The following is a 26,795-nucleotide window of genomic DNA, read 5'->3' on the forward strand; positions in this document are numbered from 1 at the left end:
AGCTACACCGGACAACGACTGCTCGGCTGATCAGGACAGCGACGCCGACCGACGATCGAGGCCACCGTGGGATAGCTGACCGCCACCCCCCGGTGTATGGGCACAAACGATCACCACAACTGGAGCCAGATCCGCCGCTCCTCGTCGGTGAGGGGCTGATCTGGGACCAGCCGCTCCGGGTGACCCGGCGGCGGCTGGTCGACGACCCGTACCGGCCTGGGAACGCCAGTCGATGACCGTCCAACGGACGAGGGGATTCCGCCGGCCGGGATGGAACCACCCACCCACCCCGTACTGTCAGTCGAGGGCACCTCGTCGCCCCACCGCGCCCGGCTACCCCGCAGAATCTCCCGGGAGTCCATTCCGACGACCGACGCCCCGAACAGGCTCAGGCCGAGCGCCACCTCGGACGCGATTCGCCGGAGCCACCCCATCAGCACGGCACACACTCACCGTCTGCGGCGGAGCCGGCACTCCACCCGGCTAAACCGGGCTAAAGAGAACTGAAATACCCATCCGGGAAGCGGTGCAAGGACCACCACGGCAACCAGCCCGGCCACTGATGCGTACGTCAAAGGGGCTCCTCGGGTCCGGCTCCACGCTAGGACGACCGATTCTCCCGAGCCCCGCTCAACGCCGACTCAAGTCAGCGGAAGGAAGACCCCCGTCAGCTGTTGGTGATCCAGCTCCAAGCCGACACCACCCACTCGGTCTGCTTGAGCCACGCGAAGCCGAGACTGACAAGAAAGACGGCCGTCACCAGGTGCGCACCGCGGGCGCCACGCCGTACCCGGCCCAGGCGCTGCTCGAGTACCACCCGGCCGACAAGCCGGGCAAGGGCGAACAGCCCGGCCGCGACCAACAGACTCAACAGGAAGATCAACAGTGGCGTGGCGAGGTTACCGCCGCCCGAAATCGACCAGATCCCCCAACAGACGAACGCGAAGAGGGCTCCGCCGGCGCTCCACTCCCAGCCTGGGCGGAGCTGCGCGAGGTGCCAGCTCATCGGCCGACGCGAAGCCCGCGCCTCCGGCCAGCCCGTCCCGGTCTCCTCCTCGACCACCGGAAACGGCGTGGTCCGACGGGCACCGGTCTGTCCTACTGAGGCCACCCCCCGCTGGTAGGCATCCCGCTGCGGCGGCACCCCGGCCTCCGGCTGCGGCGGCACCACGCCTGCCCACTGCGGCGGCGCCCCGACCTCCGGCTGCGGCGGCACCTCGACGGTCCGCTCGGCCCACGGTTGCGTCTGGTCGGCCATGTCGTCCCTCCCCTGGACCAGACGGGGACCGGCGGGCCCCGTCTGACTATCGAGGGTAGCCAGCACACAAATATGCCGCCGCTACGGACCACCGGGCCAGCCGACCTGACTTAGTGCGCTAGACACGAAGACATGACCTTCGCACCGAACTTCGGCGTCGCTCGTACCGAGGAGCTTGAGGAGCTGGGCGAGCTGCTCGGCAGCCTCTTCCACAGCAGCTTGGACGCCGAGTCACGGGCCGTCCAGCAGAGCCTCCTGGAGCCCGAGCGCACCCTGGTCGTCCGCGACGACAGCGAAGTGGTGGCGACCGCCACCGCCTTCACCCGCGAACTGACCGTACCGGGGGCACGCCTGCCCGCAGCGCATGTCAGCATGGTCGCGGTGGCGCCCACGCACCGCCGCCGTGGCCTGCTCAGCGAGCTGATGCGGCGGCAGCTCGGCGGCGTACGCGACGCCGGCACCGAACCGGTCGCGCTGCTGTGGGCCAGCGAAGGGCGGATCTACCCACGCTTCGGCTACGGCCTGGCCTGCCACCAGTTGGTGGTGGAGTGTGAAACCACCGAGCTTCGCCTACCCGAGCCGACCGCCGGCGCGGGCCGCCTCCGCCTGACCAAACCGGCGCGCTGCCGGGCCGAGCTGGCCCGGGTGTACGACGGGGTTCGGCCCGACCGGCCCGGCTGGTCCAGCCGCAGCGAGGTGTGGTGGAACTATGTCCTCGCCGACCCGGCCGCCCGCCGTGAGGGGGCCACCGAACGGCGGGCCCTGCTGCACGAGGGCCCCGACGGCGTCAACGGGTACGCGCTCTTCCGCACCCGCAACGCCTGGGACACGGTCGGGCCCAAGGCCGTCACCCTGGTTGACGAGGTGGTGAGCGGCGACCCGGCCGCTTACCTGGCGATGTGGCGACTGCTGCTCACCCTCGACCTGACCCGCCGGCTCACGCTGCGCGGCATCGCGCTGGACGAGCCGCTACTGCGGCTGGTCAACGAACCGCGCCGGCTCGACGCGCGCCTGAACGACGCCCTCTGGCTGCGGGTGGTGGATCTGCCGGCGGCCCTCTCCGCCCGACGGTACGCGACCTCGGTTGACGTGGTGCTGGAGGTCACCGACGACCTGCTGACGGAGAACACCGGCCGCTGGCGGCTCACCGGCGGGCTGGACGGGGCCAGCTGCGTCCCCAGCACCGAGATGGCCGACCTGGCCTGCGACATCCGGGCCCTCGGTGAGCTGTACCTGGGCGGGACCGGACTGGGCGAACTAGCCGCTGCCGGCCGGGTTCGGGAGCTGCGGCCCGGCGCCCTGGCCAGCGCCGGACCCGCCTTCGGTTGGCAGCGGGCTCCCGCCGCCATGGAAGTCTTCTGACGCCGCGGGGTACGGTCGGTTGATGGGTGACGTGGAGCGACGACGGCGTCGGTACCGGCAACCCGCTGACCGCGCCGCCGAAAGCCCGGACCCGGCCCAGACGGCGGCCGGGGGGCACAGCGGTGGCAGGCCACCCCGGGTCCGCCGGGGCGACGCCGAGGAGAGCGAACGCGGGCTGCGAGGCCTGGTGGGCTCTGGCTCGTCGCAGGTGAGCGTGACCGCGGCGATGCGGGCCCGTGACGCGACCCGCCCGACGGAGGAGGACCTGGCGGAGGCGGAGGCCCGGGTGGTCCTGGTCCGCCGTAACTGGGTTCCGCGCGAAGACCTCCCCCGCCGGTGATCGGCCCCGTTCAGGGCAGGTCCGGGAGCTCCCGGGTGCGCTCGTAGTCGGCCACCTGGTCGATGCGGCGCACGTGACGTTGTTTTTCGGAAAACGGGGTGGTCAGGAACGCCTCGACGATGGCGGTGGCCTCATCGAGGGTGTGCTGCCGGCCGCCGACCGCGACGACGTTGGCGTTGTTGTGCTCCCGGGCCAGGTGCGCGGTGTCAATGCTCCAGGCGAGCGCGGCCCGAACACCGTCGATCTTGTTCGCCGCGATCTGCTCACCGTTGCCGGAGCCCCCGATAACCACCCCGAGGCTACCCTGGTCGGCAACGACCCGGTCGCCGGTGTGTAGGCAGAACGCCGGGTAGTCGTCGTCCGGGTCATAGGCGTGCGGGCCGACGTCAATCACGTCGTACCCCTCCTTGGCCAGGTGGTTGGCCAGGTGCGCCTTCAGCTCGAAACCGGCGTGGTCGGATCCCAGGTAGACACGCATACCGGGCAGTCTGACAGGACCCGTCTCCGGCCGACGCTCGCGGGTCGGCCGAAGACGGCTTCGGCACAGTCCGGGCAACGGTCAGACAGCCCGGGTGACGGCACCTACCCTGCTCACTGCCCGGACGACAACTCGGCGACGACCAGTCCGCCGCGGGCCTTCGGGGTGAACCAGGTGCTCTTGCGTGGCATCTTCTCCCGCGCCAGGTTCACCGCGACGAAGTCGTCCACGGTCACCGGGGCGACGAGGACGGCCAGCTCGGCGCGGCCGGCGTCGACCTCCCCACGGAGCCAGCTCGCCGGGTAGTCGCCGCCGACGTAGGTGATCCGCTTGTCGCCCGGGTCCAGCCCCAGCGCGTCCCGCAGCAACAACCGCTCGACCAGGGCATGGTCCAGGTTCTCCAGGCGCCCCGCGCCCACCCGGGGCAGGCGCACGGCGTACGCCGCATCGGGGAGCCGGAGGTGGACGGTGCCGCCGGCCGCCGGGACCTCGACCGGGCCGTCGATCGGCTCGACCTGGGCGCCGGCGGCACGAAGCCGGTCGATCAGCTCAGCCGGGCTGGTGGTGAGCTCGTCGACCAACCGGTTGTACGGGGCGATGGCGACCGAGGCCGGCGTGGTGACCACGGCCAGGAAGCGCGGTAGCCCTCCGGTCTGGGCCGCGAGGCTGCGGTGGTTGCCGTCGGCGACGACCAACTCGCCACCGCCGGCCAGAGCGGTCAGCTCATCCTGCTGCTCCCCCGGACCGACCAGCCAGATGGCATGCGTCCGCCCGGCCTGGTCGGTGTCCGTCGCGGCCGGCGCCCCGGCCCGGTCGGCCGCTGCCGCGAGGGCGGCGTGCAGCTCGTCGCCCCGACCGGTCTGGAGTAGGAGCACCGGCGACAACAGATGTCCCAGAGACTCGGCCAAGGCCACCCGCTCGCGAACCTTGGCGATGAAGACGTCCTCGTTCCGGATCACCAGACCCGGCTCGGCGGCGCTGGTGGAGATCTGGTCGGTATCCACCATGACGAACAGCCCGTACGCGGGCTCTTCCTCCGGCGCACTGATCCGGTAGAGCACCACCACCTGCTCGGCTGGGGTGTAGCTACCCGCCGCCTTCGCCTCGGCGAGGCGGGCGGCCGCCTCCGGCAGTGCTTCGAGAAAGGACTTCCCCCGGCTCTCCGGGGCCCGGTGCGGCATCTCGATGCCGAGGGCACTGTGCGGATTCACCTCGATGATCGAGGTGATCTCCGCGTCGTCGGCGAACTCGTCGTAGTTCTGCGCGCCGGTGCCGCCAGTGGTGATCCAGGCCCGGGTGATTGGATGGGCGACCGTCATGTCCGCTGACGCTACCGGTAACGCTCACCTCCGGCGCCGGGGGCCCATCGCTGCACACCGGAGCACCCGGCCGACACCGGCGGCGCCGCGGGCCCTGCCATCTGCCCGACGATGCCCGGGGCCCGCCGCACGGTGTCAGTCGAAGATGGGGGCGAGCTCCCGGGAGCGCTTGAGTTCGAAGAACCCCGGCGTGCCGGCGACCAGCAGAACGCCATCCCAGAGCCGGCCGGCGGCCTCGCCCCGGGGAGCTGGGGTGACGACCGGGCCGAAAAAAGCGACCGGGTTTCCGTCCGGACCCGGGGCGTGGATGACGGGGGTACCGACGTCGGTGCCGACCGGCCGCATTCCCGCCTCGTGGCTGGCGCGCAGCGCTCCGTCGTACTCGGTGCTGTCGGCGGCCTGGGCCAACTCCGGGTCCAGTCCGGCGTCGGTCAGGGCGGCGGTGAACAGTTCCCGGGTGAGCTGCTCGGACTGTAGATGGATGCGGGTACCGAGCGCGGTGTACAGGTCCCGCAGCGCCCCGGTGCCGTACCGCTGCTCGGCGGCGACACAGACCCGAACGGGGCCCCACCCGGTCCGCATCAGCGCCTGGTAGTCCGCGGGCAGGTCCCGGCCTGTGTTGAGCACCGACAGGCTCATCACGTGGAAGCGGATGTCCAAGGCCCGGACCCGCTCGACCTCCAACAGCCAACGAGAGGTGATCCACGCCCATGGGCAGATCGGGTCGAACCACATGTCGACGGTGACTCGCTCACTCACAGGGAAGTCCCTTCACAACAACTACGCCGATTCTCGACACCTGCACCGATCCTTGCCCACGTTCCCAGGTACAACACCGAATGAGACCGTGACCTGGCCCACCCGCTGGCCCGGGTGCGTGCAAGACTCGACTCGCGCGGCCGCTACGAGCGGCTGCCCGACGACGCCGCGGTCGGCGTGCGGCGAGACGAGAGATGGAGACGAACAGTGCCGGGAGTGCGCAACCTGACGCAGGCGGAGGCTACCGAGCGGAGCCGTCTACTCGACGTGACCGGGTACGACATCAACCTGGACCTGTCGAGCGCCGTGCAGGCCGAGGGCCACACGTTCCGGTCCCGGACCGAGGTCCGGTTCCGGTGTGATGAGCCGGGTGCGAGCACCTTCATCGAGGTCGCCGCGCATTCGGTCCGATCGGCCACCCTGAATGGTACCCCTCTGGAGCTGGGCGGCTGGTCGGCGGAGAAGGGGCTCGCCCTGCCCGACCTGGCCGCCGAGAACACGCTCGTGGTGGATGCGGACTTCGCGTACTCCAACAGTGGTCAGGGGCTACACCGCACGGTGGATCCCGTTGACGGTGAGACCTACCTCTACAGCCAGTTCGAGACGGCGGACGCACAACGGGTCTACGCGGCCTTCGACCAACCCGACCTGAAGAGTGTCTACACCTGGCACGCCACCGTGCCGGAGCACTGGAAGGTCGTATCCAACATGCCGGTGGAGCGGGAGGAGGCGGCCGGCGAGGGCTTGAAGAAGGTCCACTTCGTGGAGTCAGTGCGGATGAGCACCTACATCACCGCGCTCTGCGCCGGGCCCTACCACGAGGCACGGGACAGCCACGACGGCATCGACCTGGGCGTCTTCGTCCGCGCATCGATGGCGCAGTACCTGGACGCCGACGACCTCTTCCTGATCACGAAGCAGGGATTCGACTTCTTCCACGCCCAGTTCGACATTCGGTACCCGCTGCCCAAGTACGACCAGCTCTGGGTGCCGGACTTCAACGCAGGCGCGATGGAGAACTTCGGCTGCGTCACGCACGCCGAGTCGGCGTACATCTTCCGGTCCCAGGTGACCGACTTCGAGTACGAGCAGCGCGCCAACACGATCCTGCACGAGCTGGCGCACATGTGGTTCGGTGACCTGGTCACCATGCGCTGGTGGAACGACCTCTGGCTGAACGAGTCGTTCGCCGAGTGGGCCAGCCACTGGTGCAACACCCACGCGACCCGCTTCGACCAGGCGTGGACCACCTTCCTCTCCGTCCGGAAGAACTGGGGCTACCGACAGGACCAGCTCTCCTCCACCCACCCGGTCTACTGCGAGATGCCGGACCTGGAGGCGGTCGAGGTCAACTTCGACGGGATCACGTACGCCAAGGGCGCGAGCGTACTCAAGCAGCTCGTCGCGTACGTGGGCGAGGAGCCGTTCCTGGCCGGGCTCCGGTCGTACTTCCGCAAGCACGCCTGGGGTAACGCCACCTTCGACGACCTGCTCTCCGAGCTGGAGGCGGCCTCCGGGCGGGAGTTGCGCAAGTTCGCCGCCCAGTGGCTGGAGACCGCCCAGGTGAACACGCTGCGCCCGGAGGTGACGATCGACGCCGACGGCAGCTACCAGCGGGTCGTGGTTCGTCAGGAGGCACCGGCCGACCACCCGACCCTACGTACCCACCGCATCGGGGTCGGCCTCTACGACCGTACCGACGGCCGGCTGGTCCGCCGGGAGCGGTTGGAGGTCGACGTCGTCGGCGAGACGACGGAGCTGACCGCGCTGGCCGGGGTTCGCGCCGCGGATGTCCTGCTGCTCAACGACGAGGACCTGACCTACGCCAAGCTCCGGCTCGACGAGCGGTCGATGGCCACCGTGGTGCAGTACATCAGCGGCTTCGAGTCGTCGTTGTCGCGGGCGTTGTGCTGGACTGCCGCGTGGGACATGATCCGCGACGCCGAGCTGGCCGCCCGGGACTACGTGGCGCTGGTACTCGCTGGCCTCCCCGCCGAGACCGACATCAACCTGGTCACCGCCACCCTGCGGCAGGCCACCACCGCGCTCACCTTCTACGCCGACCCGATGTGGGCGCCGAACGGCTGGGCCGACCTGGCCCGGACCGCGAAGACCGCCCTCGCCGCCGCCGAGCCGGGCAGCGGCTTCCAGCTCGCCTGGGCTCGGGCGTACGCCTCCGCCGGTCGGTCGTCTGAGGACCTGGCAACGTTGCGTGGCTGGCTGGAGGGGAACGGGGTGCCGCCCGGCCTGCGCATGGAGACCGAGCTGCGATGGACGGTGCTGACCGCGCTGGTGACCAACGGCGCAGCCGGCCCCGACGAGATCGAGGCGGAGCTGGCCACCGACCGTACCGCCAGCGGCGAGCGGGAAGCCGCGCTCGCGCACGCGCTCGTGCCGACGCCGGAGAACAAGGCAGCCGTCTGGGCCCGGTTGACCGGTCCGGAGCCGCTGCCGAACTGGCGGCACCGAGCGCTGTTGCAGGGCTTCGCCCACCCGACGCAGGTCGAGCTGGTCCGCCCTTACCGGGAGCGGTACTTCGCCACCATCGCCCAGGTCTGGGCCAGCCGGGACAGCGAGCCGGCCCAGGAGTTCGTCCTGCTGGCATACCCGGCGTACCTGGTTGAGGAGGAGACCGTGGCGGCGACCGACGGATGGCTGGCCGGCGAGGGCCAACCGGCACCGCTGCGGCGGCTGGTCGCCGAGGGCCGCGACGGCGTCGTCCGGGCCCTCAAGGCCCGGGCGCGGGACGCCCGAAGCGGCTGAACGACAAAGGCCCGGGGCCGGTGCGAGGCGTTCGCCCACACCGGCCCCGGGCCGAGTGCACTACCGGGTGTCAGCAGCCCTTGCCGGCGTGGCTGGCCAGCTGGTCCAGGCCGGTAACGATGCCACCGGTCAGGTCGCCGCCGCCGAAGGCAGCCACCATCGACAGCGCGGCGAGCCGCACGTACGTGTCCGGGATGCGCTTGCGGGCGTGCCGGCCGGTGACGATCTCCAGCTGCCGCTGATTCGGCGAGATCGCGATCAGGACCGACCGGTCGGGGTCGGCGAGCTGGCGGTGCAGCCGCTCGGCTTCCTCCCGGACCGGCTCGTCGAGGCCACCGACGAAAATCGAGAAGGTCAGCCCGGTGCTCTGGTCGGCCAGGCGCATGGCCTCGTCAACGCGGAGCAGCTGGCGGGTCGAGAACGGGCCGTCCAGCTCCGGCGGGGCGGCCGTCTCGGACGACGGCTGCATCTCACCAACGGTCACTTGCGCCTCCGGTTCCACCGGCCGGCGCCTCCTGGCCGGCCTGCTCCTGCTTACGACCCGACAGCGCGGGCGCCTGGGCGCCGGCGGCCAGTGTGGTGCCCGCCGAGTCGGCCAGTTCCTCCGGACTACTCAGAAACCAGACCGGTGTGAAGTCGAAGGGCCGGCCCGGCCGGTAGCGCTTGCCACCGCCACCGACGCCGCGGCTGCTGGCGGCCCATGCCACACCAGCGATTACCAGCGCCGCTACCGTCGGGATTCCGACGAAGACCAGCAACGTATCGGTTACAGACAATCCCAACGCCCCCAGGCGAAAGAGAGACCAGGAATCCGGGTCGGGTGGACGGTCATGCGGACGATTCCCCGACTCCGCTTGTGGTATTCACGTTAGCGGAGCCAACCGCTCGCCAGATTGCGGGGTGGCGATCCCACCCCCCACTGAGCTGCTCCAGCTGGGCAGCGGTGGCGAGCAGGCGTGCGTCGTCGCCCTGCCGACCGCTGAGGAGGACCCCGACCGGCAGCCCGTCGGCGGTGGCCCCCACCGGGAGCGACACCGAAGGGTCACCCGTAACGTTAAAAATCGCACAATAAGGCGAGAACCGCCGTTGTCGGTCGAAGTCGTCTGCGGGGTCAGGAACATCGGTAAACCAGCCCACCGGTGCCTGCGGCATGGCGAGGGTGGGACAGAGCAGCAGATCACAGCCGGCGGTCCGGCGTACCCCGAGACGGACCTGCGCCTGCAGCTCGCCGAGCGTGGCGGTGAGGCTGGCAGCGGAGATCGCCGCCCCGCGGTTCCGCAGCAACCGGGTCAACGGCAGCAGCTGGCTCTCTCGCTCGGGCGGCACCGGGGCGAGCGCAAGCACGTACCAGACGATCTCGAACAGCGGCCAAGCCGTCGGCGTCAACGGCGGTGGCACCTCGACCACCTCATGACCAGCAGCGGTGAGCAGGGCGGCAGCCTGGTCCACGGCGGCGACGCAGTCCGGGTGCACCGACTCGTCGGCGAGCATCGGGGCGGTGAAGCGGCCGATCCGCAGCCGGCCCGGCGCGGCGGTCCGGGCCGCCGCGAGCCACCCACCGGCCGGCGGTGGCGGCGCCAGGTAGGGCTCACCGGGAACCGGCTGAGCCAGCACATCGAGCAACGCAGCCACGTCGGCCACGGTCCGCCCGATCGGGCCGCTGGTCGGCAGGCCGTACGCACCGAAACCGACCGGGCCGCCGGAGACCACCCCGCGGCTGGGCTTGTAGCCGACCAACCCGCACATCGATGCCGGGATACGCAGCGAGCCGCCGCCGTCGGAGCCCTGGGCCACCGGAAGGAGACCGGCCGCCACCGCGGCTGCCGCGCCACCGCTGGAGCCACCGGCGGTGTAGGCGAGATCCCACGGGTTACGGGCCGGCGGGGCGACCCGCCCCTCGGAGTAGAGCGAACAGCCCAGCTCGGAGGTGGTCGTCTTGCCGAGGCTGACCAGCCCGGCGGCCCGGATGAATCGGACCACGTCCGCGTCGACCGGCGGTACGAAGTCGGCAAAGGCAGCAGAACCAAAGGTTGTGCGCACGCCAGCGGTGAGGGTCAGGTCCTTGATCGCTGTGGGCACGCCGTGCAACGGCCCCCGCGCCGCGACCGGAACGGCGTCGGCCGCGTCGGCGGCGGCGAGGGCCGCCTCCGGGGTCACGGTGACGAACGCGCCGACGGTGTCACCGAGCGCCGCCACCCGGGTCAGGTGGTGTTCGACCAGTTCCCGGCTGGTCCGCTCGCCGCTGGCGACAGCGGCGGCCTGCTCCAGTGCGGTCTCCTCGTGCGGCTCGGTCATGCCGTTATCCTGCCCGCTGCCCGATCGGGCCGCCGCCCCGACAGGCCGTACGAGTCAGTGACGGTGGCCTCGCCCTGCCCCCGGGGGGAGAGGAAGCGCAGCGCGTTGCCGCCGAGTAGGCCGGCGCGTTGGTCGGGGGTGAGGAAGTCGGACCGGTGCACAACCGTACCGACCGGCCGCTCCCCCAGTGGGTACGGATAGTCACTGCCGAGCAGCACCTGGTCAGCGCCCATCGCGTCGACCAACAGCCGCAACGCCGCCGGTTCGAACACCACCGAGTCGACGAAGAACCGGTCCACGTACGAGCCGGGGGGCCGGGCCGAGGCACCACGGACCAGGTCCCCGCGGCGGTGCCAGGCGTTGTCCGCGCGGCCCAGCCAGAACGGGAAGCTGCCACCGCCGTGGGCGAAGCAGATCCGTAACGTCTCCGGCACCCGGTCGAAGACCCCGCCGAGGATCATCGCCAACACCGACAGGTGGGTCTCGGCCGGCATCCCGGTAAGCCACCGCGCCATCCACCGATCCAGCCGTGGCCCGCCGGGCATGTCCCACGGGTGGACGAAGACCGGCGCGCCGACCTCGGCGCAGTGGGTGAGGAACTCGACGATGCCGCTGTCGTCCAGGTCGAGGTCGCCGACGTGGTTGCCGATCTCCACCCCGGCGTGCCCGGCGGCGAGACAGCGGTCCAACTCGGCGCAGGCGACCTCCGGGTCCTGCAACGGCACCTGGCAGAACGGAACCAGCCGGCCGCCCCCGTTGGCCGTGATCTCCACCATGCGGTCGTTGAAGATCCGAGCCACCTTGACCGCCTGGGCGGCGGGGCGGTCATAACAGAAGAAGACTGGCGTCGGCGAGACCACCTGCACGTCGACACCGTCGGCGGCCATGTCGGCCAGTCGGATCGCCGGGTCCCAGCACTCCGCGCCGACCGGGCGGAACTCCATCTCGCCGACCATGATCATCGCAGCGCGCTCGGAGTCGACCCGCAGCCAGGGCCAGCCAGAACCACCGCAGGCCGCAGCGAGGTCCGGCCAACCCCGTGGTACGGCGTGCGAGTGCACATCAATGACCGGTGTACCCATCAGCCCTTGCCCGGGTGCAGCGTGCCGCACTGGTCACAGGTCCGCGCCGCCTCGTCGGCGTAGAACGTGGCGAAGACCGGGGGCAGATCGGCGGCGATGTCACGGACCTGCAACTCCACCTCGTGCACCTTGTTGGTGCACTCGGGGCAGTACCACTGGAACCGTTCCAGAGTGCCCTCCTGGCGAACCCGCTCGATGACCATCCCGATCGAGCCGGCCACCGGCCGCTGGGGCGAGTGCGGAACTCCGCGCGGCAGCATCCACATCTGCCCCTCGCGGATGTGCACCGTCTGTGGCCCGTCCGGGAGCATCAGGTTGACATGCATGTCCCCTTTGATCTGATAGAAGAACTCCTCGTACGGTTCAACGTGATAGTCGGTGCGCTGGTTCGGCCCGCCGACGACCATGACGATGAAGTCGGAACTGCCGGGAAGCAGTTCCTTGTTGCCCACCGGTGGCTTCAGCAGGTGCTGGTTGTCCGCGATCCAACCGGGGAAGCTGAACGGCTCGGCGACCTCGTTCACAACGGACCTCCTTCGGGGCACCGGGCGACGGCTTGCATTTCGATCAACAGGTGCGGGTGCGGCAGCTGGTGGACCGCCACGGTGGTCCGGGTCGGCCCGCTCGCGTCGAAGAACTCCGCCCACACCGTGTTGTAGCCACCGAAGTCGTTCATGTTGACCAGGTAGCTGGTCACCTGCACCAGGTCGGCCAGCCCCGCACCGACCGGGTGGAGCAGATCCCGGATGTTCGCGATCACCGCCCGGGTCTGTGCCCGGATATCGAGGTCGGTGGTACCGAACTCGTCGACGGTGACACCCGCGAAGGTGTTGTCCGGGCGACGAGAGGAGGTGCCGGAGACGAAGATGAAGCCACCGGCCACCTTGACGTGCGGGAAGGCCCCACGCGGCACGGCTTTCCCGGGCACGACCCGGGCGTCTGCCCGCCCGACGGGCTCCTGCACCGATGGTCCACCGCCGGTCATGCCGCCGCCCTCAACGACGCGGCGCCGAGCTTCTCCACGACCGCGCGGACGTGCGCGCCGGGTCGTAGCGCGACGGCGGCAGTTGCGGCGCCGGCCAGAAAGACCCAGCCCGCACGGAGCCGAACCCCGCGCTGGCCGGCAAGCCGGACTCCCTCGTCGAATGCGCGGCGTGGGTCGCCGAGGATCGCCGCGGTCGACCCCACCTGGGTGACCTGTCCATCGATCTCCAGCAGCACGCCCAGGTTGTCCAGGCCGTCCGGAACCGGGCACCACGGCCCCACCACGAAGGCCCCCGCCGACGTGTTGTCGGCGATGACGTCCGGCAGGGAGAAGGTGAAGTTTGCGTACCGGGAGTCGATCAGCTCGATGGCCGGCGCCACGGCGCGGACCGCGGTGGCGAACTCCGCGACCGGCTCGCCCGGCTCGGGCTGCCGGTCCAGCAGGAAGGCCACCTCCGGCTCCACCCGGGGATGGATGAAGTCTCCGATGGAGATGGTCCCGCCGTCGGCGACCCGCATCCGGTCAGTGAGCCGGCCCCAGATCACCTCGTCCACGCCGACCTGGGCCATCTTCGCCTTACTGGTCAGCCCCATCTTGAGACCCACCAGTTGCTCGCCCCGGTCCAGCCGGCGCCGCACCAACTCGGCCTGCACCGCGTACGCGGCGTCGACGTCGAGCCCGGTCTCGGCGGCGAGCTGGCCGATCGCCGTGCCCCGGTCGGCCGCCGCGACCAGTTGGCCGGCGATGCCGGCGATGTCTGGTCCGATCACGTCTCCTCCTTGCCAGCCAGGTCCAGCGCCACATCCACGATCATGTCCTCCTGGCCACCGACCATCTGGCGCCGGCCCAGCTCGACCAGAATCGAGCGGACGTCCACGCCGTAGCGTTCGGCGGCCCGCTCAGCGTGCCGCAGGAAGCTGGAGTAGACCCCGGCGTAGCCCAGCGAGAGCGTCTCCCGGTCCACCCGCACCGGTCGGTCCTGCAACGGCCGGACCACGTCCTCGGCCGCGTCCATCAGCGCGAAGACGTCGCAGCCGTGCTCCCAGCCGTGCAACTCGGCGACCGCGACGAAGACCTCCAGCGGTGCGTTACCCGCGCCCGCACCCTGCCCGGCGAGGGAGGCGTCGACCCGGACGGTTCGGCCAACCGGTGTGCCCAGCGGCCCGTCCCCGAGGATCCGGCCGTGCTCCACCGCGACCACGCTGTTGGCCACACCGAGCGAGAGGTTGTGGTGGGCGTGGATGCCGATCTGCGTCTCCGGTTCGAGTACCTGACGGTAGGCGTCGATCCGCTCGGCCACGTCGGACATCAGGAGCCGGCCGCCGGAGTCGGTGACGTAGACGCAGTGCGCCCCGTACGACTCCATGAGCTTGGCCTGCGCTGCCAGGTCAACCGGATCGTTCATGTGGGCCATCATCAGGAACCCGGAGACGTCCATCCCGTTCTCCCGAGCCCAGCCGATGTGTTGTGCGGAGATGTCGGCCTCGGTGCAGTGGGTGGCGATCCGAACGCTGGTCACGCCGAGGGCCCGCGCGGCCTTCAGGTCGGCGATGGTGCCGATTCCGGGGACCAGCAGCGTGGTCAGCCGCGCCGTGGTCAGTACCTCGGCCGCCGCCGCGATCCACTCGGCGTCGCTCGCCGCGCCGTGCCCGTAGTTGACACTCGACCCGGCCAGCCCGTCACCGTGCGCCACCTCGATGGCGGCGATTCCGGCGGCGTCGAGGGCGGCGGCGATCGTCCGCACCTGGTCAACGGTGTAGCGGTGGGCGATGGCGTGCATCCCGTCCCGCAGCGTCACATCCTGGAGGTAGAGCGGGGTCATGCCGTCACCGCCCGCCGGGCGATCAGCCGCTCCGCGGTGCGCAGCGCGGCCGACGTCATGATGTCCAGGTTTCCCGCGTACGTGGGCAGGTAGTGCCCGGCGCCCGAGACCTCCAGGAAGGTCGAGACCTGCAGCCCGGTGAGGCGTCGACCGAGCGCCGGCAGGTAGCTGTCCACCCGGTCGAACTGCACATCCTGTTTCAGGCAGTAACCGGGGACATACTCCTGTACGGCACGGACCATGTCGGCGATGGCCGCGGCGATCGCGCTTCGGTCCGCGTCGGTGTCCGGACAGAGGCAGTACACGGTGTCCCGCATCAGCAGCGGCGGATCCGCTGGGTTGAGCACGATGATGGCCTTGCCCAGCTCGGCGCCGCCGACAACCTCGATCGCCCGGGCGGTGGTCTCGGTGAACTCGTCGATGTTGGCCCGGGTGCCCGGCCCGGCCGACTTCGCGGCGATCGAGGCGACGATCTCCCCGTACGTGACCGGGGTGACCCGGCCGACGGCGGCGACGATCGGCACGGTCGCCTGCCCGCCGCAAGTGACCATGTTGACGTTGGTCTCCCGCAGGTGCTCATCGAGATTGACCGGCGGTACCACGTACGGCCCGACCGCCGCGGGGGTCAGGTCGACCACGGTCCGACCGTGGGCACGCAGCACGGCGTCGTGATGTCGGTGGGCCCCGGCCGAGGTGGCGTCGAAGACCAGCGCCACGTCGGCGAACTCGGGCAGCGCCACGAGCCCCGCCACCCCCTCGGCGGTGGTGGTGACGCCGAGTCGCCGGGCCCGGGCCAGCCCATCGGAGTCCGGGTCGATACCCGCCATGGCGACCATCCGCAGGCTGTCGCTGAGCCGCAGAACTTTGATCATCAAGTCGGTCCCGATATTCCCGGAACCGAGTACTGCCACCCCGACGCTCACTGTTCGACCTCCTTCGCGAAGCAGGTACGTACCGATCCGAGGCCGGAGATCCGCGCCTCGTACGCGGCGCCGGGCGTCACCGGCACCAACGGGCCGAGCGCCCCGGAGAGCACCACGTCACCCGCCCGGAGCGGATCACCGGAGCGGGCCAGGGTCCGCGCCAGCCAGGCCAGCGCGTGCAGCGGGTTACCGAGGCAGGCGGCGGCGGCACCGACCGAGACCGGATCTCCGCCCTGCTCCAGAACCATGCCGGCGAGGCGCAGATCCACATCGGCGAGCCGGCGGGGCGTGGTACCCAGCACGAACAGCCCACTGGACGCGTTGTCCGCGATGGTGTCCACGATGGTGATGTCCCAGCCGGCGATCCGGGAGTCGACAATCTCGATCGCCGGTAGCAGGTGATCGACCGCCCGGATCAGGTCGGCGGTGGTGATCCGCTCGTCCGGCAGGTCCGCGCCGAGCACGAACGCGATCTCGGCCTCCACCCGGGGCTGGAGCAGCCGACCAGGCGGCACCTCCCCGCCGTCGGGCACCGCCGTATCCTCGGTCAGCACCCCGAAGTCCGGCTGGTAGACGCCGAGGCTCTCCTGCACGGCAGCAGAGGTCAGACCAATCTTGGCGCCGACTCGCCGGTGCCCACGCCGCAGCCACTGGCGCACCTGCGCCTGTTGCACGAGGTACGCCGAGTCAATGTCCCCGTCGGGGACAAGCCGCCCACGCAGCGGAGGACAGGGTTTGCCGCTCTCCCGAGCCTCGGTGAGCTCCCGGGCGGCGTTCTCGTAATCGACGGTCATGTCAGGTCCACACAGACGTTGGTGAGCTCGGAATAGAAACCCAGCGAATGAACGCCGCCCTCGCGGCCGACGCCGGAGGACTTCACCCCACCGAACGGGGTACGCAGGTCACGCAGGTACCAGGTGTTGACCCAGACGATTCCCGCGTCCAACCGGGCACCGGCCCGGTGGGCCCGGCCCACGTCTCGGGTCCACACCGCCGCCGCCAGGCCGTACTCGGTGCCGTTGGCCAGCGCGTACGCCTCCTCCTCGTCGTCGAAGGGCGCCACGTGCACGACCGGGCCGAAGATCTCCTCCCGGTTGGTTCGCGCGTCCGGGCCGAGCCCGGCGAGCACCGTCGGCTGGATGTACGCGCCGCCGTCGCGGGCGTCACCGAAGCGCGGCGTACCGCCGCCGGCGAGGACCTGCGCCCCCTCGGCTCGGGCCAGTTCGTAGTGGCCGAGCACCTTCTCCCGGTGAACGGGCGAGATCAGCGGCATGTTTGCCGTGGCCTCGTCGACGGGCCACCCGTACGGCAGTTCGGCGGCCCGCTCGGCCAGCCGGGCGGTGAACTCCGCGAAGACCGGACGCTGCACGTAGATGCGTTCGGTGCAGAGGCAGACCTGGCCACCGTTGGTGAAGCTGGACCGCACCGAGCCGGCCACCGCCGCCGACAGGTCGGCGTCGGCGAAGACCAGCCCGGCGTTCTTGCCACCCAGCTCGAAGGAGACCGCCTTCACCCCGTCGGAAGCGGCCCGCATGATGGCTCCGCCGGTGGTTGACTCGCCGGTGAAGGTGATCGCGTTGACGTCGGGGTGCGAGGTAAGAAACTCCCCCGCCGAGCCGGGCCCGAAGCCGTGCACGACGTTGAAGACGCCCTCGGGCACGCCGGCGGCGGCCATCACCTCGGCGAGCAGGGTCGCCGAGGCGGGTGTCTCCTCACTGGGCTTGACCACCACCGCGTTGCCACACGCCAACGCGGGCGCGACCTTCCAGGTGAGCAGGAGCAACGGCAGGTTCCACGGGACGATCACCGCGACCACGCCGACTGGCTTGCGGAGCGCGTAGTTCAGCGCACGGCCACCGGATGGGGTACGGGTGCTGAACGACTCGGTCGGTGTGGTCGCCGCGATCTCGGCGAAGGCACGGAAGTTGGCCGCGCCGCGCGGGATGTCCAGGGTCCGGGCCTGCGAAATCGTCTTGCCGGTGTCCGCCACCTCAGCGGTGACCAGGTCATCAAAGCGGCGCTCCAGTTCGTCGGCGATCCGGAGCAGCACCTCGGCGCGCTCTCGTTCGCCGAGCCGACCCCACGGGCCACGCAGCGCCGCACGCGCGGCGGCCACCGCGTCGTCCACTCCGGCCTGATCCGCCTCGACGACCTCGAAGAGCGGCTCCCCGGTAACCGGGCTGTGCTTGGTGAAACGGCGACCCGAGTCGACGAACTCGCCAGCGATGAAGTTGGGCAGCAGGGCCGTCCCGCCCGGCGCCTGGCCCTGCATCTGGCGCGCATCCCACCGGGTCATCCGCGCCTCCCTCGACGAAACGCAGCCCCGACCACGCCAGCCAGGAGAGCCGCCGCGCCCCCGGCCACCGCACCCAGCAGTTGGTGCTGGCGACGGACCCGGCGGCGCACCTGCGCGTACGGGGTGGTCGAGAAGGAGACCAGCTCGTACCGGGACACGTACCGACCGGGCAGCGCCCGCTCCAGCGTCTGCTCCACCCGTCGGCCGAGCTGAAACAACGGCGAGGCGACCCGGTCGCGCATCTCGACGAAGTTGGCCAGCGCCATCCGGGCGATCGCCTCGGCATTGGCCTGCCGGCGGTGGTGGAACAGCGGTAGCGCGGCGGACCAGTCGTCGGCGCACTCGTCGAGGCAGCGGTCCAGCTCCACCACGTCCTCGAAGGCACAGTTGGCGCCCTGCCCGTAGAACGGGACGATGGCGTGCGCCGCGTCACCGAGCAGCCCGACTCTCCCATTCACCTGCCAGGGGGCACAGCGGACGGTGCCGAGCACTCCGACCGGATTGTGGAGGTAGTCGTCAACCAGGTTCGGCGCGAGTGGGAGCAGGTCCGGGTAGTGCTGCGCGAAGTGTTGCTCGATCGCCGCCGGACTGCCCAGTGAGGCGAAGCTCGCGGTGCCGTGGGTGGGCCAGAAGAGCGTACAGGTGAAGGAGCGGTCCGGGTTCGGCAACGCGATCATCATCGACGTGCCCCGCGGCCAGATGTGCAGTGCCTCCGGGTCCAGCGCGAAGGTCCCGCCCAGCGGGGGAATGGTCAGCTCCTTGTAGCCGTAGTCGAGAAAGTCCAGACTCTCCCGCAGCAGGCCGTGGCCGAGGAGCTGGCCACGAACCGCCGAACCAGCCCCGTCGGCGCCCAGGACCACCGACGCGGCAGCGGTGACCTTCCCCTGTGGGGTTTCGAAGGTCATCTCCCCGGTAGCCGGGTCGAGGTCGACCAGCCGGTGGTCGAAGGCGACCCGCACGCCCGGCAACGCGGCAGCCTCGGTCAGCAGGGCGTTGTTCAGCGCCCCCCGACTGATCGAGTTGATCGCCCGATCCCCGGCCGCGCTGTACGCCTGAAACTGCGGCTCGCCGTCCACCGGGTGAATCATTCGGCCCCGCATCGGCAACGCGTCGGCCATCACCCGGGCGTCCAGGCCGATCCGGCGCAGCGCGTCCAACCCTCGTTCGGAGAGCGCCAGGTTGATGGAGCGACCCCGGTCAACCGGACCGGTCCGTGGGTCGGGACGGCGTTCGTAGAGGGCCACCGGATAGCCTCGCCGGGCCAGGAAGGCGGCGAGCAGGCAGCCGGAGAGTCCGGCGCCGACAACGGCGACCTCAGTGTGCTCTGTGCTCATCAGTGCACCTCCACCGTCGCGGCCAACGCGTCGGCCACCCGCCAGCAATCGTGGTATGTCGAGTAAAGCGGCACCGGTGCGAACCGGACAACATCTGGCTCTCGAGCGTCTGCGACAACCCCGTGCTCCAACCGCAGCCGCTTCGCCAACTCGGCGGCGCTGCCAGTGCCGATTCGCACCGAAAGCTGTGCGCCACGGCGGTCCGGGTCGCGCGGAGTGACCACTGCCAGGGGCCGGCCCGGAGTGACCTGGTCCAGCAGCCACTCCAGGTAGCCGGTCAGCCGGACACTGCGCTCCCGCAACGCCGTCATGCCGACCGAGTCGAAGACCTCCAGCGACGTGCGCACCGGCCCCATCGCGAGGATCGGTGGGTTGGAGACCTGCCAGGCCTCCGCCGTCGCCGGCGGTCGGGCAACCGGCGACATCTCGAACCGGGTAGCCGCCTCGGTACTCCACCAGCCCTCGAACCGGGGCAGCGTCGGATCGGCGAGGTGGCGCTCGTGGACGAACACTCCGGAGAGCCCGCCCGGCCCGGAGTTCAGGTACTTGTAGGAGCACCACGCCGCGAAGTCGACATCCCAGTCGTGCAGGGCCAGGGGCACGTTTCCCGCGGCGTGCGCCAGATCCCAGCCGACCACCGCGCCGGCCGCCCGACCAGCTGCGGTGATCTCCGGGATCTCCATCAGCTCGCCGGTCAGGTAGTTGACCCCGCCGAGGAGCACCAACGCGATCGTGTCACCCTCCGCCGCGAGCAGGTCACGCACGTCGGCGGTACGCAGGGTGTCCTCACCGGGACGGGGAGCCAGGCGCACCACCGTGCTGTCCGGGTCAAGGCCGTGGAACCGGGCCTGGCTACGGACGGCGTAGCTGTCCGAGGGAAAGGCGCTGTCCTCGATGACGATCCGGGTACGGACGCCGGTCGGCCGGTAGAAGCTCACCATCAGCAGGTGCAGGTTGACAGTGAGGGAGTTCATCACCACCACCTCTGCCGGCCGGGCTCCGACCAGCCGGGCGGTCGGTGCGGTCAGCAACTCGTGGTAGGGCAGCCACGGGCGATCGGCCGCCAGGTGTCCCTCCACCCCGAGACGGCGCCAAGCCTCCAGATCGGCGAACAACTCGTCCCGGGTCGCCCGGGGCTGTAGGCCCAGCGAGTTCCCGGCCAGGTATGCCGCCTGCTGGTAGCGCCCGCCGTCGGCGGGCGGGACGTGGAACAGGTGCCGGTGGCCGGGGTCCGCGGTGTCCAGGCGGTTTGCCGCCTTCTCCTCCTGGATCAGCTCTTCCTCGCGCATGCGTTCGCTCCGCTCCCCGCTCACATCGCGGTCCGGGCCGACCACAGCTCCGGGAAGACCACCCGGGCCATGCTCCGTTGTAGCCAGGCCAGTCCAGCCGAGCCACCGCTACCGACCTTGGCGCCCATCGTCCGCTGCACCGCCTTGACGTGGTACCAGCGCCAGTCGCCGAACCCCTCGGCCACCTCGGTCAACGCCTCGCCGAGCAGCCGAAGCTGGTCATCCGGGCTGGCGGTGTAGATTCGCACCCAGGCGGCCTCCACCGCCGGATGCGGCTGGTGCTCCTCGGCGACGTCGCGGCCGAGAAGCTCCTGAGGAAGATCATGGCCGTGCCGGGCGAGCAGAGCGAGCACGTCGTCCCAGAGGCTGGGAGCGTTCAGGGCAGCGGTCAGTTCGGCGTGCACCTCGACCTGCCGACGGAACGGACGGATCAGGGCGGGGTCGCGGAGACCCAGCAGGAGTTCCAGGTGGCGATACATCGCCGACTGGAAGCCCGAGCCCTCGCCGAGGAGATTGCGGAACCGGTTGAAGTCGGCGGGAGTCATCCAGCGCAGGCTCCGCCAGGCCGCGTTCAGCCCGTCCAGGTGCAGGGCGGCGCGACGCAGCGGGGCCAGGGCATCCCGAATCTGGTCCGCGCGTAGCAGCCGCTGGATCTCGCGCAGTTCGTGACAGATCAGATTGAAGTACAGCTCCATGATCTGACTGGTCACGAGGAAGGACATCTCGCCCGGGTCGCTGCTCAGCGGCGTCTGCAATCGGTGCAGGGTGCTGGCCTGGACGTAGGCGTCGTACGGGATCCGTCCAGTGAACTCCAGGGTGGGCTCACCGCCGTTGCGGGCGGCTCGGGTAGCGCGTTGCCGCGGGGTTGCCGGCCGCACCTCCGCCGCGGTGGTCGCCCGTAGTTCTGTTCGTTCCACCAGTCCGCTCCCTCCGCTCGAGCCGGCCATCCGGCCGTACTGCGGTAGCGGTCATGATGCCGTGACCGGTCGCGCCAGTGGAATGCCGAGACAACGGCTATCACGGCGGTTCACCTACCAATCGCAAGGTGATACCCCAATTCCGCTTGGAGAACGTAAGGTTCCGTAGTGTGGACGAGATGGACTGGGCCCTGCTGAGCGAACTACAGGCCGACGCTCGGCTGTCGTACAGCGAACTGTCCCGCCGGGTACACCTCTCCCCGCCAGCGGTAGCCGAGCGGGTACGTCGGTTGGAGGATGCCGGCGTCATCACCGGCTATCACGCACACGTGGATCTGGCTCGAGCCGGGCGAACGGTGGTCGCGCTGATCCGCATGTCCTGCTACGGAGCCCGCTGCGTCCTCAACAGCCCGGAGATCACGGGCTGGCCGGAGATCATGCAGATCCATCGGATCACCGGCGACGCATGCAGCATGCTGACCGTCACCGCCGGCTCGATCGAGGAGTTCGAGGCGGTCATTGATCGACTCGCCCCGTACGGCCAGCCCTCCAGCACGATGGTGCTCTCCACCCCACTCGGCTGGCGTCCGGTCACTCCACCCGGTTCCGATGGCAGTGAAGCCCCGTCCCGCCGCCGCTGACCACCCGTGAGGGTTTGCCCGGAAGCCAGTGGGAAAGCAGGCCGCGGTACCCGGGGAGGGTCCGGTGATCGGCACCGGGAGGGGGAATCATGCGGGGTCATCGCGTACTCGCCATGCTGGCCTTGGTGGCGGCGTTCGTCCTGTTCGGTGGCGCACCCGCCAGCGCCGGTGAGCACACCTTCATCGAGGTCACGCCGAATCCGGCGCAGTCTGGCACCCGCGTCGACATCCGGGCCAGCTGCGACAAGGACAACAACCGTCGGGCGACGGTGCACTCGGATGCCTTCGGTGGCCAGGTCTTCCTCCAGCCCAACAACGGCTTCCTCACCGGCCACGCCACCATCCCGGGCAGTAAGGGACCTGGCGACTACCGGGTCGAGCTGCGCTGCGACAACAACAAGACCGCCAACACGACGCTGACGGTGCTCAACATGTCACAGCCGACCAAGGGACCGGCGACCGGAGGCGGCGGCACCGCCGTCGGCCGTACCGGCTCCTACCTGCTGATCGGGGGCGTGGTCGCGGCGGCGCTGGCCGTCGGCTTCGGCTTCTTCGGTAACCGCCGCACCGGGAACGGTGCCTGACCCGCCCCGCCACCATGGCCCGAGCAGACAGGCGTACGCGACAGCGGGCCGTCCGGGCGGGCGCCCGGCGGGCGGTGTCGGCCGCAGCCCAGCTCGCCGCCGGGACCGCCCGCCGGCTGCGCCGAGCCGCTGGGCAGGCGTCCGCGGCGAGCGTCGTCACCACCGACCCGGCCACCGAGCCACTGCCCCCGGGTCCGCGCCAACGCTGGGTACGGGCCCGGCGACGGCTGGGATTCTCCCGGAGCCCCGGGATACCCGTGCTGGTCATTGGGGCCCTGATGATACTGATCATCGCCATGCTCGGGGTGGAGCAGGTGACCGGCGTCAGCGTCCTCCCGGAGCGGTTCACCGCCGGCCTGCGACCACCACCGAAGAAGTTTCCGGTGCTACCAGCGAGCGATCCGGTCGCCGTCGAGATCGAGGCCATCGATGTCACGGCCCCGGTGCACAGCGTCGGGTTGGCACCGGACGGCACCATCGCGGCGCCGGACGCGGCTCGCGCCCAGGAGGCGGGCTGGTACGACCAGGGCCCCACGCCCGGGCAGTACGGTCCCGCGGTCCTCGTCGGGCACGTGGACACCGACACGGGACCGGCGGTCTTCCAGGGGCTACGTGACCTCCGCGCTGGTGACCGGGTCGAGGTGAACCGGACCGACGGGCAGGTCGCGGTCTTCGAGGTCAACTCGGTGGAGCGGTTCGACAAGGAACGGTTCCCGACCGACCAGGTGTTCGGGGACTTCGACCGACCAAACCTACGGCTGGTGACCTGCGGCGGCCGATGGGTTGGCGGCCAGACCGGCTACGCCGACAATGTGGTGGTCTTCGCCTCGCTGGTCGAGGCGCGGGACGGCTGAGCCACCGGGCGAGGCCGCTCAGGCGGCTTCGGGCTCGCGCAGGTCGAGCCAGTCGACCCAACGCGGGTCGGGAGGTCGGTGGCCGAGTACCCGCCATGCGATGCCTTTCGGCGCCGTCGGCGGGGCGGGGAGCCGCCAGCCCAGTTCGGCCGGCGTCTTGTCGCCCTTGGTGTGGTTGCACCGGGCGCACGCCGCCACCACGTTCTCCCAGGAGTGCCGACCACCGCGGCTCCGCGGGAGGACATGATCGATGGTCTCCGCCGGGCCCCGGCAGTAGGCGCAACGCCACCCGTCCCGCGCGAAGATCGCCCGCCGGGACAGCCCGACGTGGGCCCGAAACGGCACCCGGACGAAGCGGGTGAGCCGGACGACCGAGGGCACCGGCAGCGAGTCGCGGGCGCTGTGCAGGACGCCGTCACCATCGGCGACGCAGACAGCCTTGGCGGTGAGCACCAGGATCGCCGCACGCCGGACCGACACGACACACAGGGGCTCGTAGGTGGCGTTGAGGACCAGCGCGCCGGAGCCCACCGTGGGTCGTATGTCAGGCATCGCGCTCACCCCTCCGGTTCAGCGCCCCTTGCTCGCACTGCCGGACGGAAACGGGCGCAGCGACCCACCGGCCGGACGTCGACTCCCGGATGATCGCCGTCCGTGCGCCAATCGTCCCTGATAAGGCTCGGGATTGCACGTGTTAATCCCGGGTACCCCGCCGGGGCTGACCGGAGACAACGGCCCGGGCCCATCGGTCGCGTTTCGCCCTCGTCGGCGGGCCGCGCGCGGGGACCGGAGCCAGCTGCGGTACGAAGGCAGGGTGGATGTCTCCATCGTTTCGGCCGCGACCACCGACTCCCTCGCCACCGAGGAACCCAGCACGGAGTGTCTCCAGGAACCCCTCTGCACCGCTCTTTACGATCTGACCGGCGCCGTGTGGTTCGCCGAGGGCAGCTACTGGATCTTGATCAAGCCACTCCGCATCGCACTGATCCTGGTACTGGCCTTGGTGGCCCGATGGCTGATCAGCCGGACTATCAAGCGACTCGTCCGCAGCACCAGCAGTGCGGGCATGCCCACGATGCTGCGACCGTTGCGGGAGCGGATCCCCACCGCGGCCACCGAGCCGGGTGAGTTCGTGCCGGAGCGACGCCGACAGCGCGCCGAGGCGATCGGGTCGGTGCTGCGGAGCCTCTCCACGGCATTCATCTTCGGCATCGCGTTGCTGATGGTGCTCAAGGAGTTCAGTTTCGACCTGGCGCCGCTGCTCGCCAGCGCTGGCATCGTCGGGGTGGCCCTGGGCTTCGGCGCGCAGAGCCTGGTGAAGGACCTGATCGCCGGGCTGTTCATGTTGATCGAGGACCAGTACGGCGTCGGGGACACGGTCGACTTCGGTGAGGCGACCGGCTTTGTGGAGTCCGTCGGCCTGCGGGTGACGACGGTACGCGACGCGCGCGGAGTCCTCTGGTACATCCGCAACGGAGAAATCATCCGGGTTGGCAACAAGAGTCAGGGCTGGGCACTGGTCGTGGTGGACCTGCCGATCGGCTTCGCCAGCACCGAGGAGGCGACGGCGGTACTGCGGGGCGCAGCCGCGTCGGTCGCGGTGGACCCGGAGCTCGCGGCGGAGATCATCGAACCGCCCGAAGTACTGGGCGTCGAGCAGATGACGATGGACGGCGCGGTCATCCGCACCGTGGTGAAGACAACGGCGGACGGCCAGTTCGTCGTCGGCCGGCAGCTGCGTCGCCGACTGGCCGGCGCGCTGGAGAACTCCGGCTTCACCGACAAGATCGCCGCTGCTCGGTTCCCGGGTCTGCCGACGCAGGCCCCCCGGATGAGCGGCGCCAGTGGCACGCCATGACCGAAGCGGCGAATACGGTCAACCGCCCCTTCGACTATCATCCGTTCGTTCAGTCGGCGATCCGACGATCAACCATTTCGCCCTGGCTGGTTGTCGATAAGTCCGGCAGAATCCGAAACAGCTCTGCGGCAGCGAAGGACCTTCCTCGCTGATCGACGAATCGGATGATCTTCCCGGCTCAGTTCATCAGAAATGCCTGGTCTGGGAACGATGGAGGCGATGGTGCCCAACGGCCGACCTTCTCCAGCCCGTCCGGCCACCTTCAGCGAGGTGTTCGCCCAGCGCGAGTACCGGTTTGTTCTGACGGCCGGAGTTCTCTCCTGGGTTGGTGACTACCTCGCGAAGGCTGCGGTGACCCTCCTGGTCTACCGGGAGACCGAGTCGGTGGCCCTCTCCGCGGCGGCATTCGCCATCAGCTACCTGCCCTGGCTGATCGGCGGTCCCCTGCTCGCGACCCTCGCCGAACGGCATCCGCACCGGCCTGTGATGATCATGTGCGACCTGCTGCGGATGGTTCTGCTGCTGGTCATCGCGGTGCCGGGGATGCCGACTCCGCTGATCCTGGCGCTCCTTTTCACCGCCACCCTCGCCAACCCGCCGAGTCAGGCCGCCCGGTCGGCGCTGCTGCCACGGATCCTGACCGGCGACCGCCTCGTGGTCGGGTTGTCGATCAACGCCAGCGTCGGTCAGGCGGCCCAGGTTGTTGGCTACCTGGTCGGCGCGGCGATCGCAGCGGCCAGCCCCACCCTCGCCCTGCTGACCACCTCGGCGACCTACGCCGTATCCGCCACGCTGATCCGCCTCGGGGTGGTCGCCCGGCCGACGGCGATGAAGGCCGCGCACCGCAGTCATCTGCTACGGGAGACCAGCCAGGGATTCCGCATGGTCTTCGGCCAACCCGTGCTGCGCGCCATCGCAATCCTCGTGTTCAGCGCCATGCTCTTCTCCATCGTCCCGGAAGGGCTGGCGGCGGCGTGGGCCGGTCGACACGCCGACGACATGGACCAGGGCCTCGCCCAGGCGGTCATCATGGCCGCCAGCCCGGTCGGGTTCATCCTCGGCGGCCTCATCGTCGGCCGCCTGGTCGCACCGGCCCGGCGGATCGCGCTGATGCGTCCGCTGGCAGTGCTCGCTCCGCTGATTCTGGTTCCCGCTCTGCTCGACCCGTCGCCACTGGTGGTGGCGCTACTGGCCGCCGGGTGCGGATTCGCCGTCGCCGGGCTGCTCCCAACAGCCAACGGCCTGTTCGTACAGGCTCTGCCGGACGGCTTCCGGGCTCGCGCCTTCGGTGTCATGGCCTCCGGCATGCAGGTGATCCAGGGCCTGGCGGTTCTGGTCACCGGGCTGCTCGCCGAGCGGTTCTCCATCCCGCTCGTGGTCGGCCTTTGGAGTAGCGCTGGGGTGCTACTGATGACCGTCGCGGTACTGTCGTGGCCGAGTCGAGCGACCGTGGACGCCGCGATCACAGCGGCTTCGCGAGCCGACGCACCCGATCCGGTGCCGGCACCACCCGGCCCCCGGCCGGAACCAGACCGCCCCGGGGACCAGCCGGTCGACAACCCGGAGGACGTGGGCCAGCGGGACGCCGGGGAACGGCATCGCAACGTGGTGTCCTGACCGGGTCGGCGGCAGGCCG

28 protein-coding genes are annotated in these 26,795 nt (G+C 70.3%); 8 read left to right on the forward strand and 20 right to left on the reverse strand.

What is annotated here, in order from left to right; translation table 11 throughout:
- Nucleotides 1-110: 110 nt before the first annotated feature.
- Together STROP_RS25830 and STROP_RS17650 are read right to left on the reverse strand one after the other, a co-directional pair.
- Complete coding sequence (locus STROP_RS25830; RefSeq protein WP_026275437.1) at nucleotides 111-434, reverse strand: DUF6059 family protein; 324 nt, start codon at nucleotides 432-434, stop codon at nucleotides 111-113.
- A gap of 233 nt (nucleotides 435-667) precedes the next feature.
- On the reverse strand, nucleotides 668-1,258 hold the full coding sequence (locus STROP_RS17650) for a hypothetical protein (RefSeq protein WP_012014717.1): 591 nt from the start codon (nucleotides 1,256-1,258) through the stop codon (nucleotides 668-670).
- A gap of 132 nt (nucleotides 1,259-1,390) precedes the next feature.
- Between STROP_RS17650 and STROP_RS17655 the strand changes: the two genes are divergently transcribed.
- Nucleotides 1,391-2,620 carry a GNAT family N-acetyltransferase gene (locus STROP_RS17655; RefSeq protein ID WP_012014718.1) on the forward strand — a complete coding sequence of 410 codons (1,230 nt, stop codon included), beginning with the start codon at nucleotides 1,391-1,393 and terminating at the stop codon, nucleotides 2,618-2,620.
- Nucleotides 2,621-2,642: 22 nt separating this feature from the next.
- On the forward strand, nucleotides 2,643-2,960 hold the full coding sequence (locus STROP_RS17660; protein ID WP_012014719.1) for a hypothetical protein: 318 nt from the start codon (nucleotides 2,643-2,645) through the stop codon (nucleotides 2,958-2,960).
- 10 nt (nucleotides 2,961-2,970) lie between these two features.
- Here STROP_RS17660 and STROP_RS17665 read toward each other — a convergent pair whose 3' ends face one another.
- The 3 genes from STROP_RS17665 to STROP_RS17675 form a co-directional block, all read right to left on the reverse strand.
- Entirely contained in the window at nucleotides 2,971-3,438 is a 468-nt protein-coding gene (locus tag STROP_RS17665; RefSeq protein ID WP_012014720.1) for a ribose-5-phosphate isomerase, read from the reverse strand.
- 113 nt (nucleotides 3,439-3,551) lie between these two features.
- Complete coding sequence (locus tag STROP_RS17670; protein ID WP_012014721.1) at nucleotides 3,552-4,757, reverse strand: DUF1015 family protein; 1,206 nt, start codon at nucleotides 4,755-4,757, stop codon at nucleotides 3,552-3,554.
- A gap of 135 nt (nucleotides 4,758-4,892) precedes the next feature.
- Entirely contained in the window at nucleotides 4,893-5,516 is a 624-nt protein-coding gene (locus STROP_RS17675; RefSeq protein ID WP_012014722.1) for a mycothiol-dependent nitroreductase Rv2466c family protein, read from the reverse strand.
- Nucleotides 5,517-5,732: 216 nt separating this feature from the next.
- Between STROP_RS17675 and pepN the strand changes: the two genes are divergently transcribed.
- Nucleotides 5,733-8,279 carry an aminopeptidase N gene (pepN, locus tag STROP_RS17680; RefSeq protein WP_028568920.1) on the forward strand — a complete coding sequence of 849 codons (2,547 nt, stop codon included), beginning with the start codon at nucleotides 5,733-5,735 and terminating at the stop codon, nucleotides 8,277-8,279.
- A gap of 70 nt (nucleotides 8,280-8,349) precedes the next feature.
- On the opposite strand, the gene STROP_RS17685 is transcribed toward pepN, so the two are convergent.
- Genes STROP_RS17685 through STROP_RS17750 form a run of 14 tightly spaced genes read right to left on the reverse strand, consistent with a single transcriptional unit; the run spans nucleotide 8,350 to nucleotide 21,222 of the window.
- Nucleotides 8,350-8,763 carry a DUF5130 family protein gene (locus tag STROP_RS17685; protein ID WP_018831529.1) on the reverse strand — a complete coding sequence of 138 codons (414 nt, stop codon included), beginning with the start codon at nucleotides 8,761-8,763 and terminating at the stop codon, nucleotides 8,350-8,352.
- Complete coding sequence (ctaJ, locus tag STROP_RS17690) at nucleotides 8,750-9,055, reverse strand: aa3-type cytochrome oxidase subunit CtaJ (protein ID WP_012014725.1); 306 nt, start codon at nucleotides 9,053-9,055, stop codon at nucleotides 8,750-8,752. Before ctaJ ends, STROP_RS17685 begins: the two co-directional genes overlap by 14 nt.
- A gap of 52 nt (nucleotides 9,056-9,107) precedes the next feature.
- Nucleotides 9,108-10,574, reverse strand: coding sequence for an amidase (locus STROP_RS17695; protein ID WP_012014726.1), 1,467 nt, complete (start codon nucleotides 10,572-10,574; stop codon nucleotides 9,108-9,110).
- Complete coding sequence (locus tag STROP_RS17700) at nucleotides 10,571-11,656, reverse strand: amidohydrolase family protein (RefSeq protein ID WP_012014727.1); 1,086 nt, start codon at nucleotides 11,654-11,656, stop codon at nucleotides 10,571-10,573. The genes STROP_RS17695 and STROP_RS17700 overlap by 4 nt, the downstream gene beginning before the upstream one ends.
- Complete coding sequence (locus STROP_RS17705; protein WP_012014728.1) at nucleotides 11,656-12,180, reverse strand: 3-hydroxyanthranilate 3,4-dioxygenase; 525 nt, start codon at nucleotides 12,178-12,180, stop codon at nucleotides 11,656-11,658. The genes STROP_RS17700 and STROP_RS17705 overlap by 1 nt, the downstream gene beginning before the upstream one ends.
- Nucleotides 12,177-12,641 carry a RidA family protein gene (locus STROP_RS17710; RefSeq protein WP_012014729.1) on the reverse strand — a complete coding sequence of 155 codons (465 nt, stop codon included), beginning with the start codon at nucleotides 12,639-12,641 and terminating at the stop codon, nucleotides 12,177-12,179. The genes STROP_RS17705 and STROP_RS17710 overlap by 4 nt, the downstream gene beginning before the upstream one ends.
- A complete protein-coding gene (locus STROP_RS17715) occupies nucleotides 12,638-13,411 on the reverse strand; it encodes a 2-keto-4-pentenoate hydratase (protein ID WP_012014730.1) in 774 nt (257 codons plus the stop codon). Before STROP_RS17715 ends, STROP_RS17710 begins: the two co-directional genes overlap by 4 nt.
- Nucleotides 13,408-14,463: a 4-hydroxy-2-oxovalerate aldolase gene (gene dmpG, locus STROP_RS17720; protein WP_012014731.1), complete on the reverse strand. Its 1,056-nt coding sequence runs from the start codon at nucleotides 14,461-14,463 to the stop codon at nucleotides 13,408-13,410. The genes STROP_RS17715 and dmpG overlap by 4 nt, the downstream gene beginning before the upstream one ends.
- Nucleotides 14,460-15,386 carry an acetaldehyde dehydrogenase (acetylating) gene (locus STROP_RS17725; RefSeq protein ID WP_012014732.1) on the reverse strand — a complete coding sequence of 309 codons (927 nt, stop codon included), beginning with the start codon at nucleotides 15,384-15,386 and terminating at the stop codon, nucleotides 14,460-14,462. The genes dmpG and STROP_RS17725 overlap by 4 nt, the downstream gene beginning before the upstream one ends.
- Complete coding sequence (locus STROP_RS17730) at nucleotides 15,383-16,180, reverse strand: 2-keto-4-pentenoate hydratase (RefSeq protein ID WP_012014733.1); 798 nt, start codon at nucleotides 16,178-16,180, stop codon at nucleotides 15,383-15,385. The genes STROP_RS17725 and STROP_RS17730 overlap by 4 nt, the downstream gene beginning before the upstream one ends.
- On the reverse strand, nucleotides 16,177-17,658 hold the full coding sequence (locus STROP_RS17735; protein ID WP_026275434.1) for a 2-hydroxymuconic semialdehyde dehydrogenase: 1,482 nt from the start codon (nucleotides 17,656-17,658) through the stop codon (nucleotides 16,177-16,179). The genes STROP_RS17730 and STROP_RS17735 overlap by 4 nt, the downstream gene beginning before the upstream one ends.
- A gap of 20 nt (nucleotides 17,659-17,678) precedes the next feature.
- Entirely contained in the window at nucleotides 17,679-19,016 is a 1,338-nt protein-coding gene (locus STROP_RS17740) for an FAD-dependent oxidoreductase (RefSeq protein WP_012014735.1), read from the reverse strand.
- Nucleotides 19,016-20,305, reverse strand: coding sequence for a kynureninase (kynU, locus tag STROP_RS17745; protein ID WP_012014736.1), 1,290 nt, complete (start codon nucleotides 20,303-20,305; stop codon nucleotides 19,016-19,018). Before kynU ends, STROP_RS17740 begins: the two co-directional genes overlap by 1 nt.
- A gap of 20 nt (nucleotides 20,306-20,325) precedes the next feature.
- Nucleotides 20,326-21,222, reverse strand: a complete 897-nt coding sequence (locus tag STROP_RS17750; protein ID WP_012014737.1) for a tryptophan 2,3-dioxygenase — start codon at nucleotides 21,220-21,222, stop codon at nucleotides 20,326-20,328.
- Between the two features lie 170 nt (nucleotides 21,223-21,392).
- Between STROP_RS17750 and STROP_RS17755 the strand changes: the two genes are divergently transcribed.
- The 3 genes from STROP_RS17755 to STROP_RS17765 all read left to right on the forward strand — a co-directional run bounded on the left by STROP_RS17755 (nucleotide 21,393) and on the right by STROP_RS17765 (nucleotide 23,301).
- Nucleotides 21,393-21,863, forward strand: coding sequence for an Lrp/AsnC family transcriptional regulator (locus STROP_RS17755; RefSeq protein ID WP_026275433.1), 471 nt, complete (start codon nucleotides 21,393-21,395; stop codon nucleotides 21,861-21,863).
- A gap of 113 nt (nucleotides 21,864-21,976) precedes the next feature.
- Entirely contained in the window at nucleotides 21,977-22,447 is a 471-nt protein-coding gene (locus STROP_RS17760; RefSeq protein WP_028565770.1) for a hypothetical protein, read from the forward strand.
- A 14-nt stretch (nucleotides 22,448-22,461) separates the two neighbouring features.
- Entirely contained in the window at nucleotides 22,462-23,301 is an 840-nt protein-coding gene (locus STROP_RS17765; protein WP_012014740.1) for a class F sortase, read from the forward strand.
- A gap of 18 nt (nucleotides 23,302-23,319) precedes the next feature.
- On the opposite strand, the gene STROP_RS17770 is transcribed toward STROP_RS17765, so the two are convergent.
- Nucleotides 23,320-23,853: an HNH endonuclease gene (locus tag STROP_RS17770; protein ID WP_012014741.1), complete on the reverse strand. Its 534-nt coding sequence runs from the start codon at nucleotides 23,851-23,853 to the stop codon at nucleotides 23,320-23,322.
- A 262-nt stretch (nucleotides 23,854-24,115) separates the two neighbouring features.
- Between STROP_RS17770 and STROP_RS17775 the strand changes: the two genes are divergently transcribed.
- A complete protein-coding gene (locus STROP_RS17775) occupies nucleotides 24,116-25,159 on the forward strand; it encodes a mechanosensitive ion channel family protein (RefSeq protein WP_026275430.1) in 1,044 nt (347 codons plus the stop codon).
- Between the two features lie 219 nt (nucleotides 25,160-25,378).
- Nucleotides 25,379-26,776, forward strand: a complete 1,398-nt coding sequence (locus STROP_RS17780) for an MFS transporter (RefSeq protein WP_012014743.1) — start codon at nucleotides 25,379-25,381, stop codon at nucleotides 26,774-26,776.
- Nucleotides 26,777-26,795: the final 19 nt, after the last annotated feature.

The organism is Salinispora tropica CNB-440 (assembly GCF_000016425.1).
Lineage (GTDB): Bacteria > Actinomycetota > Actinomycetes > Mycobacteriales > Micromonosporaceae > Micromonospora > Micromonospora tropica.

Excerpts from the sequence above, each read along its gene's own strand:
- STROP_RS25830 (WP_026275437.1), bottom strand. The coding sequence starts at position 434 with ATGGGGTGGCTCCGGCGAATCGCGTCCGAGGTGGCGCTCGGCCTGAGC.
- STROP_RS17650 (WP_012014717.1), bottom strand. The coding sequence starts at position 1,258 with ATGGCCGACCAGACGCAACCGTGGGCCGAGCGGACCGTCGAGGTGCCG.
- STROP_RS17655 (WP_012014718.1), top strand. The coding sequence starts at position 1,391 with ATGACCTTCGCACCGAACTTCGGCGTCGCTCGTACCGAGGAGCTTGAG.
- STROP_RS17660 (WP_012014719.1), top strand. The coding sequence starts at position 2,643 with ATGGGTGACGTGGAGCGACGACGGCGTCGGTACCGGCAACCCGCTGAC.
- STROP_RS17665 (WP_012014720.1), bottom strand. The coding sequence starts at position 3,438 with ATGCGTGTCTACCTGGGATCCGACCACGCCGGTTTCGAGCTGAAGGCG.
- STROP_RS17670 (WP_012014721.1), bottom strand. The coding sequence starts at position 4,757 with ATGACGGTCGCCCATCCAATCACCCGGGCCTGGATCACCACTGGCGGC.
- STROP_RS17695 (WP_012014726.1), bottom strand. The coding sequence starts at position 10,574 with ATGACCGAGCCGCACGAGGAGACCGCACTGGAGCAGGCCGCCGCTGTC.
- STROP_RS17700 (WP_012014727.1), bottom strand. The coding sequence starts at position 11,656 with ATGGGTACACCGGTCATTGATGTGCACTCGCACGCCGTACCACGGGGT.
- STROP_RS17710 (WP_012014729.1), bottom strand. The coding sequence starts at position 12,641 with ATGACCGGCGGTGGACCATCGGTGCAGGAGCCCGTCGGGCGGGCAGAC.
- dmpG (WP_012014731.1), bottom strand. The coding sequence starts at position 14,463 with ATGACCCCGCTCTACCTCCAGGATGTGACGCTGCGGGACGGGATGCAC.
- STROP_RS17730 (WP_012014733.1), bottom strand. The coding sequence starts at position 16,180 with ATGACCGTCGATTACGAGAACGCCGCCCGGGAGCTCACCGAGGCTCGG.
- STROP_RS17735 (WP_026275434.1), bottom strand. The coding sequence starts at position 17,658 with ATGCAGGGCCAGGCGCCGGGCGGGACGGCCCTGCTGCCCAACTTCATC.
- STROP_RS17740 (WP_012014735.1), bottom strand. The coding sequence starts at position 19,016 with ATGAGCACAGAGCACACTGAGGTCGCCGTTGTCGGCGCCGGACTCTCC.
- kynU (WP_012014736.1), bottom strand. The coding sequence starts at position 20,305 with ATGCGCGAGGAAGAGCTGATCCAGGAGGAGAAGGCGGCAAACCGCCTG.
- STROP_RS17760 (WP_028565770.1), top strand. The coding sequence starts at position 21,977 with ATGCTGGCCTTGGTGGCGGCGTTCGTCCTGTTCGGTGGCGCACCCGCC.
- STROP_RS17765 (WP_012014740.1), top strand. The coding sequence starts at position 22,462 with ATGGCCCGAGCAGACAGGCGTACGCGACAGCGGGCCGTCCGGGCGGGC.
- STROP_RS17770 (WP_012014741.1), bottom strand. The coding sequence starts at position 23,853 with ATGCCTGACATACGACCCACGGTGGGCTCCGGCGCGCTGGTCCTCAAC.
- STROP_RS17780 (WP_012014743.1), top strand. The coding sequence starts at position 25,379 with ATGGTGCCCAACGGCCGACCTTCTCCAGCCCGTCCGGCCACCTTCAGC.